Genomic DNA, 14,899 nt, shown 5'->3' with positions numbered 1-14,899 from the left:
GGTTGAGTGGGTCGCGTGCTACAGGCATGTCTGAACGGCGCCCGCCGGCCGGGCGCCCACCCGAGCCTGCCGATCACCCCGCAGCAGCTGGCCGCGGACGCCGCGGCGTGCGCCGAGCTGGGCGTGGCGGCGTTCCACCTCCACCCGCGCGACGTGGTGGGGCTGGAGGTCCTGGCGGGGCCCGAGGTCGCCACGGCGGTGGCGGTGGTGCGCGCCGCCGTGCCGGGCGCGGAGATCGGCGTGACGACGGGCGCGTGGATCGTGCCCGACCCGGTGCGGCGGGCCGAGCTCGTGCGCGGCTGGGCGGGACTGGCGGCGGGCCGCCCGGACGTGGCGTCGGTCAACGTCCACGAGCAGGGCTGGCGGGAGACCGCCGCCGCCCTGCGCGACGCGGGCGTCGGCGTCGAGCTGGGCGTGTTCCACGAGGACGCGGCGCGCACCCTGCTCGACGCGGGCCTGCCGTCGGGCGCGGTCCGGGTGCTGGCCGAGGTGCGGCCGGGGGGCACCACCGACGACGCGGAGCGCCTGCTCGACCTGCTGGCGCCGCTCGGCGCGCCGCTGCTGCTGCACGGCGAGGACGGCAGCGCGTGGCCGGTGCTGGACCTGGCGCTCGCCCGCGGGCTGGACACCCGCGTCGGCCTGGAGGACACCCTGCTGGGCCGCGGCGGCGAGACGGGCCTGACGAACGCGCGACTGGTCGCCCTGGCGCGCGGGTGAAACGGCTTGTCGTCGCCGCCTAGCCTGGGCCCGTGGTGTCCACCGACCGGTTCCTGGCCTTCGCGGCCCTGTCGTCCGCGCTGATCCTCGTGCCGGGGCCCAGCGTGCTGTTCGTCATCGGGCGGGCCCTGGCGCAGGGCCGCCGGGCGGCGCTGATCACCGTCGTCGGCAACACCCTGGGCGCGTACCTGCTGGTGGTGGCGGTGGCGTTCGGGGTGGGCGCGGTCGTGGAGCGCTCGGTGGTCGTGTTCACCGCGCTGAAGCTCGCGGGCGCCGCCTACCTGGTGCACCTGGGCGTGCGGGCGGTGCGGCGGCGTGGCGAGCTGACGGCCTCGTTCGCCGGTGCCGGCGCCGGCCGCGGTGGCCTGCGCACGCTGTGGGAGGGGTTCGCGGTCGGCGTGGCCAATCCCAAGACCGTCGTGTTCTTCGCCGCCGTGCTGCCGCAGTTCGTCGACCCGGCGCGCGGGCACGTGGTGGGCCAGGTGCTGCTGCTCGGCCTGGTGTTCAACCTCATCGCGGTGGTCTCGGACAGCGCGTGGGGACTCGCCGCGGGCACCGCGCGGAACTGGTTCGCCCGATCACCCCGGCGGCTCGCGGTGGTCGGCGGGGTCGGCGGGGTGACGATGATCGGACTGGGCGTCGCGGTCGCCGTGTCCGGCCGGGAGGGTTGACCCGGCCCGGCTCGTTCCGGCCCGGGTCGTTCCGGCCCGGACTCGGCCGGCCCGGACTCGGCCCGGCCCGGCCCGGCTCAGTCCGGCAGCACGACGGACACGATGCCCGCCAGGTGCGCCAGCCGGGCCACCTCGGCCGCGCGGAACATCGGACCGCCCGGTCTGCCCACCAGCAGCACGCGGTCCGGCTTGCCCAGCGGCGTGGCGGCCAGCTCGGTGCCCAGCTCGCGCCACGTCTCGGGCACCCAGTCGTCGTCGCCGTCGAGCACCGTCGCCCGCGCCAGCGGCATCCACGGCTGCGCCTCCAGGCGGGTCTCCGGCGCGGCCGACGACGAGGTCAGCCGGTGCACCTTCGCGCCGTCCCACGACACCACCACGGCCCACCCGGCCCGGATGATCTTCGGGACGCCCTCGGTGAAGACCTCCAGGCCGTGCTTGGGGTCCTCGGCGACCTCCTCGACCAGCTCCAGCTCGCGGTGGGTGTCCAGCACCCCCGCGTACGGCCGGACCGCGTCCACCTCGACACCGTCGACGGACTCGGCCGCCGTGATCAGCACGTCCGGCAGCCGCCCGGAGGGCAGCTCGACCACCAGGTCGTCGATGGCCAGGCCCGCGCCGCGCTCCACCACGTCCACGCTCAGTATGTCGGCCCCGATGTGGCCGAGCGCGGTGGCGACCGCGCCCAGCGCGCCGGGACGGTCCGGGAGCTGGACCCGGATCAGGAAGGACACGGTGCACGCCTCCAACAGCAGGTGGTGGTACTTGCCGACCGGTGATTCTCGCAGACGCGGCTTCGCTCTCGGACCCACCGGCCGCGTTGCGCACCGGTAAAATCGCGCACCCCCGCGCGCGGGAGCGGACAACCCGGTACGAGGTCGCCCTGACCAGCCAATAGACTCGGTGGGTCCAAAATCCGAGAAAACCAGACCCCCGGGGGTTGACGAGGTGCCGAGCATCTCCCGCGACGAGGTCGCGCACCTGGCCCGACTGGCGAGGCTCGCCGTCACCGACGACGAGCTCGACCTGTTCGCGGGCCAGTTGGACGTGATCCTCCAGTCGGTTGCCACGGTCGGCGACATCGCCACCGCGGACATCCCGCCCACGTCGCACGCCGTCCCGCTGACCAACGTGTTCCGCGAGGACGTGGTGCGTCCCAGCCTCGGTCAGCAGCAGGCGCTCGCGGGCGCCCCCGCCGCCGAGGAAGGCCGCTTCCGCGTTCCCCGAATCCTGGGTGAGGAAGCATGAGCAAGGACTTGATCCGCAGCACCGCGGCCGAGCTCGCCGCGAGGATCGCGGGCCGCGAGGTCTCCGCCGTCGAGGTGGCGCGGGCCCACCTCGACCGGATCGGCGAGGTCGACGGCGCGGTGCACGCGTTCCTGCACGTCGACACCGAGGGCGCCCTGGCCGCCGCGAAGAAGGTGGACGACGCCGTCGCCGCCGGTGAGGCCGTCGGCCCGCTGGCCGGTGTGCCGCTGGCCCTGAAGGACGTCTTCACCACCGAGGGCGTGCCGACCACGGTCGGCTCCAGGATGCTCGAAGGCTGGTTGCCGCCCTACGACGCCACGGTCACCCGCCGCCTCAAGGAGGCGGGCGTGGTGATCCTCGGCAAGACCAACATGGACGAGTTCGCGATGGGCTCCTCCACCGAGAACTCCGCCTACGGGCCGACCCGCAACCCGTGGGACCTCGACCGCGTCCCCGGCGGTTCCGGCGGCGGTTCGGCGGCGGCCCTGGCCGCGTTCGAGGCCCCGCTGTCGATCGGCACGGACACCGGCGGCTCGATCCGCCAGCCCGGCGCGGTCACCGGCACGGTCGGCGTGAAGCCCACCTACGGCGGCGTGTCGCGCTACGGCCTCGTGGCGTTCTCCTCGTCGCTGGACCAGGCAGGCCCGTGCGCCCGCACGGTGCTGGACGCGGCCCTGCTGCACGAGGTCATCGCCGGCCACGACCCGCTCGACTCCACCTCGATCGACGCGCCGGTCCCGCCGGTGGTGGCGGCGGCCCGCGAGGGCGCGAACGGCGACCTGTCCGGCGTGCGCGTCGGCGTGGTCACCCAGTTCGCCGGCGAGGGCTACCAGCCGGGCGTGCTGCGCAGCTTCGAGGCGGCCGTGGCGCGGCTCAAGCAGCTCGGCGCGGAGGTCGTCGAGGTCTCCTGCCCGAGCTTCGACTACGCGCTGCCCGCGTACTACCTGATCGCGCCCAGCGAGGCGTCGTCCAACCTGGCCCGCTTCGACGCCATGCGCTACGGCATCCGGGTGGGCGACGACGGCACCCGCAGCGCCGAGGAGGTCATGTCGCTGACCCGCGAGGCCGGGTTCGGCCCCGAGGTGAAGCGCCGCATCATGATCGGCACGTACGCGCTGTCGTCGGGCTACTACGACGCGTACTACGGGTCGGCGCAGAAGGTGCGCACCCTGATCTCCCGGGACTTCGAGGCGGCGTTCGCGACCGTCGACGTGCTGGTGTCGCCGACCACGCCCACCACGGCGTTCCGGATCGGCGAGCGCACCGGCGACCCGATGGCGATGTACCGGGCCGACCTGTGCACGATCCCCGCCAACCTGGCGGGCAACGCGGCCATGAGCGTCCCGAGTGGACTGTCCGACGAGGACGGACTGCCGGTGGGCCTCCAGATCATGGCCCCGGCGCTGCAGGACCACCGGATGTACCGGGTGGCGGCGGCCTACGAGGTGGCGCGGGACGCGGCGGACGGCTCGCCGCTGATCCTGGGCGCGCCGGAACTGGCGGGTGCGCGGTGAAGAAGGCACGGGTGGTCCTGTCGCTGGTCGGTGCCGCGGGCGCCGCGACCAGCGCGTTCTCCACGTTGAAGTCGGCCCGCGGCAAGGGCGACAAGCTGGCGCTGGCCAACGCCGCGGCGAGCGTCCTGGTGGCCATCACCGGTGCGGCGCTGGCCGTGCGCGGGCTGCGGAAGGGCGGGAAGGCATGACGTCGGTCGACGAGCTGATGGACTACGCCGAGGTCGTCGAGCGCTACGATCCGGTGCTGGGGTTGGAGGTGCACGTCGAGCTGCACACCAACACCAAGATGTTCTGCGGGTGCGCCAACGCGTTCGGCGGCGAACCCAACACGAACGTGTGCCCGGTGTGCCTGGGCCTGCCCGGCGCGCTGCCGGTGGTCAACGCCACCGCGATCGAGTCGGCCATCCGCATCGGCCTCGCGCTGAACTGCGAGATCGCCGAGTGGTGCCGGTTCGCCCGGAAGAACTACTTCTACCCGGACATGCCGAAGAACTTCCAGACCTCGCAGTACGACGAGCCGATCGCGTTCAACGGCTGGCTCGACGTGGCGCTGGACGACGGCGAGGTCGTGCGGGTCGAGATCGAGCGCGCCCACATGGAGGAGGACACCGGCAAGTCGCTGCACGTCGGTGGCGCGACCGGTCGCATCCACGGTGCCGAGCACTCGCTGCTGGACTACAACCGCGCGGGCGTGCCGCTGATCGAGATCGTCACCAAGATGATCCCGGGCACCGGTGAGCGGGCGCCCGAGGTGGCGCGCGCGTACGTGACGGCGCTGCGGGACCTGCTCAAGGCGCTCGACGTGTCGGACGTCCGGATGGACCAGGGCTCGCTGCGGTGCGACGCGAACGTGTCGCTCTCGCCGAAGACCACGGGCGAGCTGGGCACGCGCACCGAGACGAAGAACGTGAACTCGCTGCGCAGCGTCGAGCGGGCCGTGCGGTTCGAGATGACCCGCCAGGCGGCGGTGCTCGCGAACGGCGGCTCGGTCACCCAGGAGACCCGCCACTTCGACGAGTCGACGGGTGGCACCTCGCCGGGGCGCAAGAAGGAGACCGCGGAGGACTACCGGTACTTCCCGGAGCCCGACCTGGTGCCGGTCGCGCCGTCGCGCGAGTGGGTCGAGGAGCTGCGCGGGACGCTGCCGGAGCTGCCGTGGGAGCGCCGCAAGCGCGTCCAGCGGGAGTGGGGCCTCACCGACCCGGAGCTGCGCGACCTGGTGAACACCGGCGCGCTGGACCTGGTGGCGGCCACCGTCGAGGCGGGCGCGACGTCGGCCGAGGCCCGGTCGTGGTGGGTGTCGTACCTGCCGCAGCAGGCCAACGGCCGCGGTGTCGAGCTGTCCGGGCTGGCCATCACGCCGGCGCAGGTGGCGCGGGTCGTGGCGATGGTCAACTCCGGTGAGCTGACCAACAAGATGGCCCGCGAGGTCGTCGTCGGCGTCCTGGACGGCGAGGGCGAACCGGACGCGGTCGTCGAGGCGCGCGGCCTGAAGGTCGTGTCCGACGACTCCGCGCTGGAGAAGGCGGTCGACGAGGCGCTGGCCGCGCAGCCGGACGTGGCGGCGAAGATCCGCGACGGCAAGGTCGCCGCGGCGGGCGCGATCGTCGGCGCGGTGATGAAGGCGACGAAGGGCCAGGCGGACGCCAAGCGCGTGCGGGAGCTCGTGATCGCCCGCTGCTCCCAGTAGTCCGTCCGGGTGGGGGCGGTGCCGTCGGGCGCCGCCCCCACCGGCGTTCCCGGGGTCCGGCGCGGTCCCCTTATTGCGGACTCACAGTGCATGCATCCTGTGAACACATTCGTCCGTTCGAGTGGTAACGAAGCTCAACGGATGATGCCGGTGCTGGTCATCGCGATGTCAGACGTGATCTTGATAGCGCTTAGTGAGATTTCCTCTTGTGCATGCGTCCGTCTGTGTAAGGCTTGCCACCGTTCGGACGGCGGTCGGGGAGGTCGCCACCGGACGATCACCCGCCGTAGGTGCCCGGAAGGGCCCGTTGCAGGGGAGGACGACGTCATGGCTGGAACCGATCCGGAGCTCGTCGCGGAGATCGACGCGATCGAGGACGACATGGTCGACACGACGACCGACGTGGTGGCACCCGAGGCCGGCCTCGGCGCCGGCGGTGGCCTCGGCGCGGGCGGCGGCGGGCTGCCGAAGCCCACCGGCGGTCCCTACAAGCCCGGCAGCGAGCCGCTGCCCACGCCCCAGGGCGGCCCGTACAAGCCCGGCAGCGAGCCGGCGGCCGCCGTCTAGCGCACACCCGGTGACACGTGGCGGGCACCGTCGACGCCGAGTCGGCGGTGCCCGCTCCCCGGTTGTGATCTCATATGACCGTGCCTGCGCCGAAGTCCGCCCGGGCAGTCGCCCTCGCCCGGCAGCTGCGCGACAGCGCGCTGGACGCCGCGACCGCGGACCGGCACCCCGTCGCCATCCGGCAGATGCGCCGCGGCCTGGACCTGCTCGAAACCCCCGGCATCGACCCGCAGGAGCGCCACGAGGTCCGCATCCGGCTGCTCAGCCTCCTCGCCTTCTGCCTCGGTGAGACCGGCAACGTCGAGGACGGCCTGCTCCAGTTCGCCGCCGTCGACCGCGAACTGGGGGAACTGCGCGACGACGGGCTGCGCACCCGGCTCGCCACCACCGCGAACCTCAACCGCTCCGCCCTGCTGTGCCGCGTCGGCCGCATCGACGAGGGCATCGCCAGCCTCGACGTCGTCGTCGACCTGCTCGACGCCGTGATCCAGCGGGCCGCGTCCCCCGACCTCGACGCGGTCAACCTCCTCGCGCTCGCCCTGTCCAACCGGGGCAACGCCCACGGCGAGGTGCACCGCCACGACAAGGCCGTCCGCGACCTCGACCGCGTCGTCGCCCTCGCCGAGGCCCACGACCTGCCGCTGCGCGCCGCCATCGCCAAGCACGCCCTCGGCAACGCCGTGCAGCGCGCCGGCGACATCCCCGTCGCCCTGCGGCACTACCACGAGGCCAACCGGGCGTTCCAGGAACTCGAACCGGGTCTGCTGCTGCGCCTGCGCATCGACCAGGCCGAGGCCATGATCAGCGTCGGCCTCGCCGACGAGGCCGGCCGGCTGCTCGACGAGGTCCTGCCGGACCTGCGCCGCCAGCGCATCGGCCAGGACGTCGCCGAAGCCGAGCTGCTCCGCGCCGCCGCCGCCCTCCAGGACGGTGACGCGGCGCTCGCCAAGCGCACGGCGGGCGCCGCCCAGCGCAAGCTCGCCCGCCGCGGCAGCCCCGCGTGGGCCGCCGTCGCCGGCCTCATCGCCCTCCGCGTGGACGCCGCGCGCGCCCTCGCCGGACGCCCCTCCGCCACCGTCGTCGCCCGCGCCGAAGCGCTGTCCGCCGAACTCGCCCGCCTCAAGCTCGGCGACCAGGCCGCGTTCGCGCTCGTCCTCGCCGCCCGCCTGGAGATCCGCCGCGGCGACCCGGACCGCGCCGACGCCCTGCTGCGCAGCGTCCCCAAGTCCCGCCGCATCGCGCCCATCGACCACCGCATGCTGCTTCGGCTCGCCCGCGCCGAACTCGCCCTCGCCCGCGGCAACCAGCGCGTCGCCCTCGCCCAGGCCAAGGCCGGCCTCGCCGAACTGGGCCGCATGCGCGACGGCCTCGGCGGCCTCGAACTCGTCTCCGGCACCGCCGTGCACGGCCGCGAGCTGGGCGAGCTCGCCGTGCGGCTGGTGCTGCGCGGCCGCGACTCGGCCGCCAACGCCAAACGCCTCTTCACCTGGCTCGAACGCACCCGCGCCCAGCTCTACCGCTACGACCCCGCCGAGTCCACGGTGGACTCCGAATTGGGTGAGCGGATCACCGAGGTGCGCCGGCTCAGCCGCGTCCTGCTCCGCGCCCGCCTCGACGGCCTGCCCACCGCCGAACTGGAGTCGCGCCTCAAGGCGAGCCAGCGCGCCGCCTCCCGCCTGGGCTGGAGCGCCGCCAGCCCGTGGGGCACACCCCGCCCGGTCGGCACCCCGGACGAGGTCCTCGCCCGCCTCGACGGCCGCGCCCTGGTCAGCTTCGCCGTCGTCGACGACGACCTCATCGCCGTCGTCCTCGCCGACGACCGCGTCCGCATGGTGCGCCTCGGCTCGGCCACCGCCGCCACCGAAGGCGCCCGCCGCCTCCACGCCGACCTCAACGCCCTCGCCCCCGACCACCTCGCACCGCCCCTGGTCGACGTCATCGCCGCCTCCGCGCGCCGCGAGGCGGACAAGCTCGACCGGCTCCTGCTGCGCCCCCTCGCGCCCATGATCGGCGACCGCGAGCTCGTCGTCGTGCCCACCGGCGCCCTCTACGTCGTGCCCTGGGGCGTCCTCCCGACCTGCGCGAACCGGCCCACCACCGCCGTGCCGTCCGCCACCGCCTGGCTGTCCGCCACCCGCGCCGAGCGCGAACCGGCCGCCGGCGTCCTCCTCGTCCGCGGCCCCGGTCTGGAAGCGGCCGAGGGCGAGATCGACCGCCTCGCCGGCTACCACCGGGACGCCACGCTCCTCGGCGTCCCGGAAGCCCGCGTCGCCGCCGTCCTCGACGCCCTCGACGGCGTCGAACTCGCCCACATCGCCGCCCACGGCGAGCACGAGCCCGAGAACGCCCTGTTCTCCCGGCTCGAACTCGTCGACGGCGCCGTGTTCGCCCACGAGGTCGGCCGCGTCCGCCGCCCACCCCACCGGGTCGTGCTCGCCGCCTGCGAACTCGCCCTCAACCGCGTCCGCCCCGGCGACGAGCCCCTCGGGTTCGCCGGGGCGCTCCTCGCCGGCGGCGCGCGCACCGTCATCGCCGCGTCCAGCCGCGTGGGCGACGAGCCCTCCGCCGCCGCGATGGCCGACTTCCACCGCCACCTCGCCGGCGGCGCCCGACCCGCCGTGGCCCTGGCCGACGCCGTCGCCGCCGACCCCCTGCGCAGGCCGTTCGTCTGCCTCGGCTCCGGCTGACCCCTCCCGCGGGTCGGACGGCCCCCGCCCCCCGCCCGGCCGACCCTCCCGATGACCGGTTGACCCGGAGCCGACCCACCCGCTAGTCAGGGTGGACGTGAACCCCCCGCGGGTTCCCCGGTGATCGGAGGGTGACCGGTGCGCTCCATCCTGCTCGCCGCACTGCTGCTGACCACGCTGACCACACCCGCGACCGCCGACCGGGCCACCGGACGCGGCCACGAACCCGGCAACGGCCCCGAGCGCAACCAGGTCGCCGCCACCGACGCGCCGCTCGCCACCGCCACCGCGCGCGGCGACAACTGGCCCGACGCCAACCCCGGCTACCCCCGCCGCACCCAGCTCCGCGCCTACCCCGAGGACCCCACCGACAAGGCCGTCAAGCTCGGCCTCGCCCCGTACCACTCCCTCGCGCCCCGCCTCAACGACCTCCAGCGCCGCAGCGACCGCGTGTCCGTCGAGGTCGTCGGCCGCTCCACCGCGGGCCGCGACCTGTACCTCGTCACCCTCACCGCGCCCGAGGCGCCCGCCGAGACCCGCCGCCAGGACGCGTGGCGGGAGAAGATCGAGAACGACCCCGTGGCCGCGCGCCGCGACATCCTCCTGCGCGCCGCCTACAAGGCGCCGGTCTGGGTCAACGCCAACATCCACGGCGACGAGTGGGAGGGCACCGACGGCGCCCTGCGGGTCATCGAGGACCTCGCGCTCACCCCCTCCGCGGCGCCGTTCCTGCGCCGCCACCGCGTCTACTTCACCCTCAGCGCCAACCCCGACGGTCGCGTCGCCGGCACCCGCGCCAACGGCGCGGGGTTCGACCTCAACCGCGACTTCGTCACCAACTCGCAGCCCGAGTCCCGGGCCCTGCGCGACGTCGTCAAGCGCATCCAGCCGCTGCTCGTGCTCGACGAGCACGGGTACGTGGCCAACACCCTCATCGAGCCCACCACCCCGCCGCACGGCCAGAACTACGACTTCGACCTCTACATCCGGCACGGGTACGCGGGCGGGCTGCGCATGGAGAAGGCCGTGCGGGCACTGGGCCACCCCGAGGCCGCCAAGCCCGAGATCCCGTTCCGCGACTACGAACCCGGCGTGTGGGACGGGTGGGCGCCCATCTACACCGCCCAGTACTCGATGTACCACGGCGCCGTGTCCTACACGGTCGAGGTCCCCGCGCGGGTCAACCGGGGCGAGTACCAGGCGCTGCCCGAGACCGAGCTGCGCCGCCGCTCCGCGATCAACACCGACGTCGTCGAGGCCACGGTCCGCAGCGCGCTCGACTACGTGCGCGACAACCGCACGTCCATGCTCGACAACCAGATCGAGCTGTTCCGCCGGGGCCTGTTCGGCGAACCCCAGCGCCCCGCGCCCGACGGCATCGTCCCCGGCTTCGGCCCCGAGGACCGCTACACCACCACGTTCCCCCGCGCCTACGTCATCCCGGTCGGCGCCGGCCAGCGCTCCGGCGCCGCCGCCGCGCGCCTGGTGGACCACCTGGTGGCGCACGACGTCCGGGTGGTGCGGGCGGAGCGCCCGTTCACCCTGGCCGGCCGCGACCACCCCGCAGGGTCGTACGTCGTCGACATGCACCAGCCGAAGCGGGCGCTGGCCAACGCGCTGCTGGAGGCCGGGCGCGACATCTCCGACCGGGTGGACGTCATGTACGACATCAGCGGCTGGAGCCACGGCCTGCTGTGGGGCGCCACCGTCGAGGCGGCGGTCTCCGGCGGCCTCGACGTGCGGGGCCGCCCCGTGGCCGCCGCCTCGCCGACGGGGTCGGTCGAGGCGCCCCCCGGGAGCGACCTGGCCCTGACCCCGCGCGACGGCAAGGACGCCGCGGCCGTCAACGACCTGCTGGCGAGGGGTGTGGAACTGCGCCGAGCCGACGACGGCACCATCGTCGTGCCCGCGTCGGCCCGTGCCGCCGCCACCGACGCCTCCGACCGCCACGGCGCCCGCTTCACCGCCGCCACGGCCGCTCCCACCCGCCCGCTGCCCCGCCCGGTGGTCGCGGGTGCCGTGGCGGCGGACGAGTTGAAGGCGTTGCGGGACATGGGGTTCGAGGTCAGGCCCGTGTCGACGGCCACCCTGAACGCCGGCGCCGACCTGGCGGGCGTGAACGTCCTGCTGGTCTCGTCGGGCCTGCGCCACGACCAACTGGTCCCCGCGGCCCGGGCCGCCGTGGACGCGTTCCTGACACGAGGCGGCGTGGTGACCCGGGGCGCGACCGGTGCCCGCTTCGCCACCGACACGGCCCTGCTGCCGGTGAGGCCGGTGGCCGGCCGCGAGGACGCGAACGGCGTGGTGTCGGTGGTCGACGGCGTGGGCGTCCAAGACCACTCGTTCGTGTACGCCCCCCACTGGTTCACCGACCTCGGGGGAGAAGTCCGGGCCCTGCAACGCTACGGGGGCTTGGTCGCGGGGCACTGGGCGAGCCGCCCGGACGGCACCGGCGGCCAGTCGGAGGCGGCCGGCCAGGCGGCCGTGGTGGCGGGCAGGTCACCGCGCGGTGGAGAGGCGGTGCTGTTCGGCACGGAGCCCCTCTTCAGGGACCACCCGAAGGGGTTGTACTGGCAGGTGGCGGACGCGATCTACCGGACGGCACGCTGAGGCGGCGCTTCCGTTCGACCGCGACACCCACCGCCCGGCGGCCTCGTCCCGACCCGCTCCCGGGACCGCGCCGACTCGTCCTGCGCCATGAGCAGCTCCGGCCAGGCCACGTCGGGGCCCGGCGGGGAGCGGGGAAGCGTGCGGAGAGCCGGGGGAAGGGATGGCCGGCTCAGTCCTTGCTGCCGCCCGCCGCGTCCGGGCGGAGGATGATCACGACCCGGTCGTCGCTCGACACGGGTGTCCCGCCGGCCGCCTTGTTCACCGTCCCCGCCAGGGCGGTCCGGTCGTCCAGCGCCACCAACGGCCCCAGGCGGCCGAAGCCGTCCTCGCCCCCCAGCATCGGCTCCGGCTTCCCGGTGAAGCTCCCGTCCGGGTTCATCGGCAGCGACAGGGTCCCCGGCGTCGCGGACGTCGCGACCCACACCATGTCCGACATCGACGCGCACCCGGCGACGCCCGGCCGCTCCGGCCACGACCACGCCGCGTCGCCCAGGGCCTTGCCCGCCTCGACCCGGTACAGCAGGTCCGCCGACGCGCCCGCGTCGGTCACCCACGTCTTCGACCCGTCGCCGGACACGCACAGCCCGCCCGGCGACCGCAGCCCGGACGCCAGCACCCGCGACCCGGCGGTGGGGTTGCCCGGCGCGGGCTGGCCCGAGCCGTCGATCCGCAGCACCTTCCCCGCCAGCGACGCAGGGTCTGCCGCCGACGCCGGGCTTCCCGCGTCCCCGGTGGCCACGAGCAGCGCGCCGCTGCGGTCGTGCGCCAGCACGCCCCGGTTGCCCGAGGGCCCCTTGGGGATGCCGGTGAGCACGGGCTTGGGCACGTCGCCGGGCGCGATCCGCATCACCCGGTTGTCGGTGGCGGTCGTCACGTACACGTAGACGAGCTGGTCCTCGGCGTAGGTGGGCGACAGGGTCAGCCCGGTCAGCCCGCCGTCGGCGGCGGCGTCCACGTCGAAGCGGGCCAGCTCGACCGGGTCCACGTCCTTCGCCACGCGCACGAGCCGCCCGGTGGACCGCTCGGTGGCCAGCGCCGTCACCGCACCGGTGGACGGGTTCACGTCGGTCAGCGCGACCCCGGACACCGGGTCCAGGCAGGTGCCGACGACGGCCGGGTTGAAGTCCGTGCAGCCCTGCGGGGGCGGAACGGGGGTCTGCGACTGGCCCGGTTCCTGCCCCTGGGGGGCCTTGGGCAGCTCACCGGGCAGCTCGGGCACCGGCCCGGCCTGCGGCGTCAACTGCTGCGCCGCGCTCCACCCCGCCGGTCCCGGCTGCTCGGGGAAGCTCGCGCAGCCCGCGACCAGCAGGCCCAGGGCTGACCCGATCACCACTCCACGCAGTCGCGACACACCACCCAGGTTAAGCGCGCGGCCGTGAACGCGGGGTGAGCGGCCCGTCTACGTCGTCGCCGAGCACCCGCTCCACCGCCGCCACCCGGTCGAGCAGCAGCTCCAGCTCCTCGACGACCACGCGCGGGTCCTCCAGCGGCAGGAAGTGGGTGTTGGGCAGCACCCGCACCCTGGCCTGCGGCAGCGCGGCGACCGGGTCGACCACGCCGGACGCGCAGGCCAGCACGTCGTACCGCGCGGCGAGCACGGTGGTGGGGCACGTCACGCCGGTCAGGTCGAGCGGGGGCGTGCGGCCCAGCGCCAGCGCCAGCGTGAAGTACCACCGCCAGTCGTGCCGCAGGAACCGCCGCAGCGTGGCGACCAGCGGGAGGGGCAGGTTCGGCACGGGCAGCCGGTGCAGCACGCCGTCCAGCAGCGGCCCGGCGGCCCGCAACGCCGTGGCGCCCGCCACGCCCAGCAGCCGCCGCACCTCCGGCGGCACGCCGGGCACGGCGAGGACGCCCGCGAAGGAGTCCCCCGGCGAGCCGGCGACGAGCATGAGCCCGCTGACCCGCGACGGGTGCCGCAGCGCCAGTGCGGCGGCCACGGTCACGCCCATCGACCAGCCCATCACGACGCACCGCTCGACGCCGGCGTCGTCGAGCACGGCCAGCGCGTCGGCCACGTGGTCGGCCACCTCGATGCGGGTGGGGTCGGCGGGCCGGTCGGACCCGGGGGTGCCCCGGTGGTACCAGCTGTGCACGCGGGCGGTCGGCAGCTCCGGCCAGCCGTCGGGCACGGCGCCGAGACCGGGGGACAGGAGCACGTCCGGGCCGTCGCCGTCCGTGCGCCACAGCCTGATCCGCGTGCCGTCCGCGCTGCGGACGTCGTGCTCCAGCATGGCGGCCAGTGTGCCGTAACGTGCGGGGGCGTGAGTGTCACCGTGCTGGTCCCCGACGAAACCGGTGTCCGCGCCCTGTCCCGGGTGGAGGGTGTGCGCCCCGTCCGCTACGAGCCGGGGCAGCCGCTGCCCGCCGAGGCCGCCGAGGCCGAGGTGATCGTGCCGCGCTTCCTCCAGACCACCGACCCGGGCGAGGTGTTCGCGCAGCTGCCCGCGCTGAAGTACGTGCAGCTGCTGTCGGCGGGCGCGGAGCGGTTCGTCGGCGCGGTGCCGGAGGGCGTGCTGCTGTCGACGTGCCGGGGCGCGCACGGCGGCAGCACGGCGGAGTGGGCGATCGGCGCGCTGCTCTCGATCTACCGCGACTTCCCGGCGTTCGAGCGGGCCAGGCAGGAGGGCCGCTGGGACTTCCACGCGACGGACACCTTGCAGGACAAGAAGGTGCTCGTGGTCGGCGCGGGCGACCTGGGCGAGCAGTTCCGGCGGCGGCTGGAGCCGTTCGACGCGACCGCCACGATGGTCGGCCGCACGGCCCGGCCCGGCGTGCACGGCGTGGACGAGCTGCCGGAGCTGCTGGGCGGCTTCGACGCGGTGCTGGTCGTGGTGCCGCTGACCGAGCGGACCACGGGGCTGGTGGACGCCGCGTTCCTGGCCCGGATGAGGGACGGCGCGGTCTTGGTGAACGCGGCTCGCGGCCCGGTAGTCGACACCGACGCGCTGCTCGCGGAGCTGCGCTCGGGCCGGTTGCGGGCGGCGCTGGACGTCACCGAGCCCGAGCCGCTGCCCGAGGGGCATCCACTGTGGACGGCGCCGGGCCTGTTCATCACCCCCCACGTGGCGGGCAGCTGCACGGGTCACACCGAGCGCGCGTACGCCGTGGTGGCCGCCGAGGTGGCCCGGTACGCCCGCGGGGAGCGGCCGGTCAACGCGGTGACAGGCGATTATTAGCCCGTTCGGGTGAATGTGCGCC

At 74.9% G+C, this 14,899-nt stretch carries 13 protein-coding genes; 10 read left to right on the top strand and 3 right to left on the bottom strand.

Annotation, left to right across the window (positions count from 1 at the left end; all coding sequences use genetic code 11):
- The first annotated feature begins 6 nt into the window (after positions 1-6).
- Together J2S66_RS22985 and J2S66_RS22980 are read left to right on the top strand one after the other, a co-directional pair.
- Positions 7-717, top strand: coding sequence for a 3-keto-5-aminohexanoate cleavage protein (locus tag J2S66_RS22985; protein ID WP_310309310.1), 711 nt, complete (start codon positions 7-9; stop codon positions 715-717).
- Between the two features lie 32 nt (positions 718-749).
- Entirely contained in the window at positions 750-1,388 is a 639-nt protein-coding gene (locus J2S66_RS22980) for a LysE family translocator (protein ID WP_310309309.1), read from the top strand.
- 77 nt (positions 1,389-1,465) lie between these two features.
- Here J2S66_RS22980 and J2S66_RS22975 read toward each other — a convergent pair whose 3' ends face one another.
- Positions 1,466-2,119, bottom strand: a complete 654-nt coding sequence (locus J2S66_RS22975) for an ACT domain-containing protein (RefSeq protein ID WP_310309308.1) — start codon at positions 2,117-2,119, stop codon at positions 1,466-1,468.
- A gap of 214 nt (positions 2,120-2,333) precedes the next feature.
- On the opposite strand from J2S66_RS22975, the gene gatC reads away from it, so the two are divergent.
- From gatC to J2S66_RS22940, 7 genes are all read left to right on the top strand, one after another.
- Positions 2,334-2,633: an Asp-tRNA(Asn)/Glu-tRNA(Gln) amidotransferase subunit GatC gene (gene gatC / locus J2S66_RS22970; protein ID WP_015804727.1), complete on the top strand. Its 300-nt coding sequence runs from the start codon at positions 2,334-2,336 to the stop codon at positions 2,631-2,633.
- Positions 2,630-4,147 carry an Asp-tRNA(Asn)/Glu-tRNA(Gln) amidotransferase subunit GatA gene (gene gatA / locus J2S66_RS22965; protein WP_310309307.1) on the top strand — a complete coding sequence of 506 codons (1,518 nt, stop codon included), beginning with the start codon at positions 2,630-2,632 and terminating at the stop codon, positions 4,145-4,147. Before gatC ends, gatA begins: the two co-directional genes overlap by 4 nt.
- Complete coding sequence (locus J2S66_RS22960) at positions 4,144-4,335, top strand: hypothetical protein (RefSeq protein ID WP_306747404.1); 192 nt, start codon at positions 4,144-4,146, stop codon at positions 4,333-4,335. The genes gatA and J2S66_RS22960 overlap by 4 nt, the downstream gene beginning before the upstream one ends.
- Positions 4,332-5,837, top strand: a complete 1,506-nt coding sequence (gatB, locus tag J2S66_RS22955) for an Asp-tRNA(Asn)/Glu-tRNA(Gln) amidotransferase subunit GatB (RefSeq protein WP_310309306.1) — start codon at positions 4,332-4,334, stop codon at positions 5,835-5,837. Before J2S66_RS22960 ends, gatB begins: the two co-directional genes overlap by 4 nt.
- Before the next feature lie 327 nt (positions 5,838-6,164).
- Positions 6,165-6,404, top strand: a complete 240-nt coding sequence (locus tag J2S66_RS22950) for a hypothetical protein (protein ID WP_310309305.1) — start codon at positions 6,165-6,167, stop codon at positions 6,402-6,404.
- 80 nt (positions 6,405-6,484) lie between these two features.
- A complete protein-coding gene (locus tag J2S66_RS22945) occupies positions 6,485-9,091 on the top strand; it encodes a CHAT domain-containing protein (protein ID WP_374726116.1) in 2,607 nt (868 codons plus the stop codon).
- Between the two features lie 138 nt (positions 9,092-9,229).
- Complete coding sequence (locus J2S66_RS22940) at positions 9,230-11,701, top strand: M14 family zinc carboxypeptidase (protein WP_310309303.1); 2,472 nt, start codon at positions 9,230-9,232, stop codon at positions 11,699-11,701.
- Positions 11,702-11,870: 169 nt separating this feature from the next.
- Here J2S66_RS22940 and J2S66_RS22935 read toward each other — a convergent pair whose 3' ends face one another.
- Positions 11,871-13,034 carry a PQQ-dependent sugar dehydrogenase gene (locus J2S66_RS22935; protein WP_310315012.1) on the bottom strand — a complete coding sequence of 388 codons (1,164 nt, stop codon included), beginning with the start codon at positions 13,032-13,034 and terminating at the stop codon, positions 11,871-11,873.
- Between the two features lie 28 nt (positions 13,035-13,062).
- A complete protein-coding gene (locus tag J2S66_RS22930) occupies positions 13,063-13,932 on the bottom strand; it encodes an alpha/beta fold hydrolase (RefSeq protein ID WP_310309301.1) in 870 nt (289 codons plus the stop codon).
- Positions 13,933-13,962: 30 nt separating this feature from the next.
- Here J2S66_RS22930 and J2S66_RS22925 point away from each other — a divergent pair, with 30 nt between their 5' ends.
- Entirely contained in the window at positions 13,963-14,877 is a 915-nt protein-coding gene (locus J2S66_RS22925; protein ID WP_310309299.1) for a 2-hydroxyacid dehydrogenase, read from the top strand.
- The last annotated feature ends 22 nt before the right edge of the window (positions 14,878-14,899 follow it).

It is taken from the genome of Saccharothrix longispora, assembly GCF_031455225.1.
Classification (GTDB): domain Bacteria; phylum Actinomycetota; class Actinomycetes; order Mycobacteriales; family Pseudonocardiaceae; genus Actinosynnema; species Actinosynnema longispora.
This window is presented reverse-complemented; position numbering and strand designations above follow the sequence as displayed.